The sequence below is a fragment of the Hydrogenophaga sp. genome, from assembly GCF_051007235.1.
Classification (GTDB): Bacteria; Pseudomonadota; Gammaproteobacteria; order Burkholderiales; family Burkholderiaceae_C; genus Hydrogenophaga.
The window spans coordinates 1-3,304 of record NZ_JBPCSJ010000128.1 but is presented as its reverse complement, the minus strand read 5'-3'; the positions used below and the strand labels follow the sequence as shown (position 1 = coordinate 3,304).

Annotated in this window: 3 protein-coding genes; 2 read left to right on the top strand and 1 reads right to left on the bottom strand. The window is 70.7% G+C overall.

What is annotated here, in order from left to right; genetic code table 11:
- Positions 1-59 precede the first annotated feature (59 nt).
- Positions 60-1,271: a multidrug effflux MFS transporter gene (locus ACR2JA_RS04910; protein ID WP_434007993.1), complete on the top strand. Its 1,212-nt coding sequence runs from the start codon at positions 60-62 to the stop codon at positions 1,269-1,271.
- A gap of 133 nt (positions 1,272-1,404) precedes the next feature.
- The gene (locus ACR2JA_RS04905; RefSeq protein ID WP_434007992.1) at positions 1,405-2,022 is read left to right on the top strand and encodes an HD domain-containing protein; all 618 of its coding nucleotides are present in this window, start codon (positions 1,405-1,407) and stop codon (positions 2,020-2,022) included.
- A gap of 24 nt (positions 2,023-2,046) precedes the next feature.
- On the opposite strand, the gene ACR2JA_RS04900 is transcribed toward ACR2JA_RS04905, so the two are convergent.
- Positions 2,047-3,156 (bottom strand): DUF72 domain-containing protein, encoded by a 1,110-nt coding sequence (locus tag ACR2JA_RS04900; protein WP_434007994.1) that lies wholly within the window; start codon positions 3,154-3,156, stop codon positions 2,047-2,049.
- Positions 3,157-3,304 lie beyond the last annotated feature (148 nt).

Below are 3,304 nucleotides of genomic sequence, written 5' to 3'. Positions count from 1 at the left end.
CTATAGAGCTGTTGTCGCCCCGTCAGGCCGCACCCCGTCCAGGCCCTGACAATCGGTCGATGAATCCGCGTTATCTCCAGATGGCCCTGGTGCTGGGCCTGCTCTCCGCCATCGGCCCCTTTGCCATCGACATGTACCTCCCCGCGCTGCCCGACATCGGGCGCAGCCTGGGCGCCGACGTGGGCTCGGTCCAGTTCACCCTCACCGCGTTCTTCCTGTCCATTGGCCTGGGGCAGCTGCTGTACGGCCCGGTGTCCGACATGGTGGGCCGCAAGCCGCCGCTGGTCGCCGGGCTGGCCCTGTTCCTGCTGGCCAGCATCGGCTGCGCGCTGGCCACCGACATCCACACCCTGGTGGCGCTGCGCTTCCTGCAGGGCCTGGGCGCAGCCGCCGGCATGGCCATCCCGCGCGCCATCGTGCGCGACCTGCACACCGGCCCCGAGGCCGCGCGCCTCATGTCGTTGCTGATGCTGGTGTTCAGTGTCTCGCCCATCCTGGCGCCACTGGCCGGCAGCGGCGTCATCGCGCTCACCGGCTGGCGCGGCGTGTTCTGGGCGGTGGCGCTGGCCGCCGCGGCCGGCCTGCTGCTGGTGCGCAGCGCGCTGTCCGAAACCCGCAGCGAAGCCCAGCGGGTGGACAGTTCGCTGGGCAGCGCCCTGCGCGGCTACGGCCTGCTACTGCGCGACCGGCACTACCTGGGCCTGGTGTTCATCGGCGCCAGCGCCATGGCCGGCTTCTTTGTCTACCTGGCCGGTTCGCCCTTTGTGCTCATCAACCACTACGGCCTCACACCCACGCAGTACAGCCTGGCCTTCGGGGTGAACGCGGCGGCCTTCATCGGCGCGGCGCAGCTCACCGGTGCGCTGGGTCGGCGCCTGGGCCTACCCACGTTGGCCAAGGGCGCGGCCACCGTGTCGGGCCTGGTGATGGCGACCCTGCTGGCCTATTACCTGGCCGGGGGCGACCGCCTCGCGGTGCTCATCGCGCTCAACTTCGTGGCCACCGGCTTCATGGGCCTGGTGATCCCCACCGTCTCGGTGCTGGCGCTGGACCAGCACGGCGCTATCGCCGGCACCGCGTCCGCCCTCATGGGCACGCTGCAAATGCTCTGCGGCGCGGCGGCCATGGGCATCGTCGGCCTGTTCGCCGACGGCCAGCCCCTGCCCATGGTGGTGGGCATGGCCGCCGGCACGCTCACGGCCCTGGTGCTGAGCTGGGTCACCCTGCGCCAGCCGGTGGCCGGCGCGCCTGTGCAGCGCGTGCAGGGCTGACGCGCTCCGCCGCTGGCGGCGGGGCGTCACGGCGCAGGCCGTCCCAGGCGGGACAGCGGGCGGGTGCGCGGGTCGGTGAACATCTGGGCGGCCTGGGCGCAGCCCATGACCCCCACCCAGAAGGAGACACCCCATGAACGACCACGCCGACGCTCGCGCCCACGATCGTGCCGGGTTCACCCGCATGGAAGACAGCACCCGGGAAGACTGGCAAATCATCGTCCCCGAGGCCATGAAGATGGCCAAGGCGCTGCCCGACCGCATCCTCGACCACCTGCGCCTGCTCGACGGTGACTTCGGCGGCTTCCCGGTCGACCGGCTGACCCATTCCCGCCAGACCGCCACGCTGGCGCTGAAAGACGGGCGGGACGAGGAATACGTGGTCTGTGCGCTGCTGCACGACATTGGCGACACGCTGGGCAGCTTCAACCACCCCGACATCGCCGCCGCCATCCTCAAACCCTTCGTCAGCGAAGAAAACCTCTGGATGGTCCAGCACCACGGCGTGTTCCAGGGCTACAACTTCTTCCACCACATCGGGCTGGACCGCCACATGCGCGACCAGTTCAAGGACCACCCGCACAGTCATCGCACGGCCGAATTCGTCGCGCTCTACGACAACCGCGCCTTCGACCCCTCGCTGGAAGCCGAGCCGCTGGAAACGTTTGAGCCCATGCTGCGGCGCCTCATGGCCACGCCCCGCAACAGCATCTACAAAGCCGCCATGCAACCGGCGGCCCAGACGCGCTGAACGAACACCCGCGCCGCGGCGCGCTCAGGGTGTTGACGGGGCGTTGCCGGCCGCCAACCCCTCCGCCAGCGCCCGCGCCGACAGCGGCGCACAGCCCTCGGCCTTGTTGCTGATCGTCACGTAGGCGTTCTGCCCCGCGCCGGTCACGCCGCGTACCGTGCGCACGATCAGCGCGCGCGTCTCTTCGTCCACGTCGTGGATGCGGTCGTAGGGTTCGTAGGAGCGCTGCGCGTCCTCGTAGCCGTAGGCGCCGTGCAGCGGGTTCAGGTTCCAGCGGCAGACCATGGGCCCGGGCCAGAGCGCGCGCAGGATGGGCAACTGCTCGGCCAGACGCGGCATCTTGGCGTGCAGGCCCAGGCAGTAGGTGGCGCCGGTCTCCTTGAGCACGGCCGCCAGCTGCGGCGCGATGGTGGGCGAAAGCCACTCCGGGTCGCGCACCTCCACCGCCACCACGCCATCGGGTGTGGCGCCGCGCACATCGGGCAGCGCCCGCAGCAGGGCGCGCAGCCGCTCCAGCAACAGCGGCAGGCGTTGCAACTGCGAAAACGGCAGCGGGCTGAGCTGGAACACCAGCGCGCCCACCTTGTCGCCCAGCCCCGCCAGCGCGGGGGTGATGAATTCCTGCGTCGCCAGCACCGGGTCCAGAAACGCCGTGTTGGGCTGGCGGCCCTGGCCCTGTTCGCCGCGCACCAGAGCGTCCGTCACCAGCGCCGGCGCCTTCACCACGAAGCGGAACTCATGAGGCACCTGGCCCGCGTAGCGCGCGTACTGCCCCTCGGTCAGCGGGCGGTAGAACGACCGGTCGATGCCCACACAGCGCAGCAGCGGGTGCTGCGCGTAGGCGGCCAGGCCGTTCTTGGCCAGCACCGCCTCGCTGTACGGCCCCTCGTCCCACACGGTGCCGGCCCAGCCCGGGTAGCTCCAGGTCGAGGCACCCAGGCGGATGCGCGGATGCAGGCGGGCGGCGAGGGCGCGGGTGGTGTCGTCGGGGGGGAGGGGGAGGACTTCGGTGGAGCGGCGGCGTCCGGGCTGGGCGACAGCAAGCTCATCGTCCACCGCGTCAGGCGTGGGGGCGTGTTGTTTGTGCCGGCCAGCGGGCGGTGTGGTCGGCGCACCGAACAGGTCGTTCTGCATGCGGGATGGGCTCGCCACGGGTAGGGAATGCGGTGCAGGCCCTTTCGGGCGCTGCCTCAGGATACCGCCGGGGATCGGTGCCAAGCTGTCGCGATCAAGGTGATCACCTCATCTCGACCCAGGGAAAAGGGGGCACCGAGCCTCGAAG

Bases quoted from the DNA above. Each gene is read 5' to 3' on its own strand.
- ACR2JA_RS04910 (WP_434007993.1), top strand. From the start codon at position 60: ATGAATCCGCGTTATCTCCAGATGGCCCTGGTGCTGGGCCTGCTCTCC.
- ACR2JA_RS04905 (WP_434007992.1), top strand. From the start codon at position 1,405: ATGAACGACCACGCCGACGCTCGCGCCCACGATCGTGCCGGGTTCACC.
- ACR2JA_RS04900 (WP_434007994.1), bottom strand. From the start codon at position 3,156: ATGCAGAACGACCTGTTCGGTGCGCCGACCACACCGCCCGCTGGCCGG.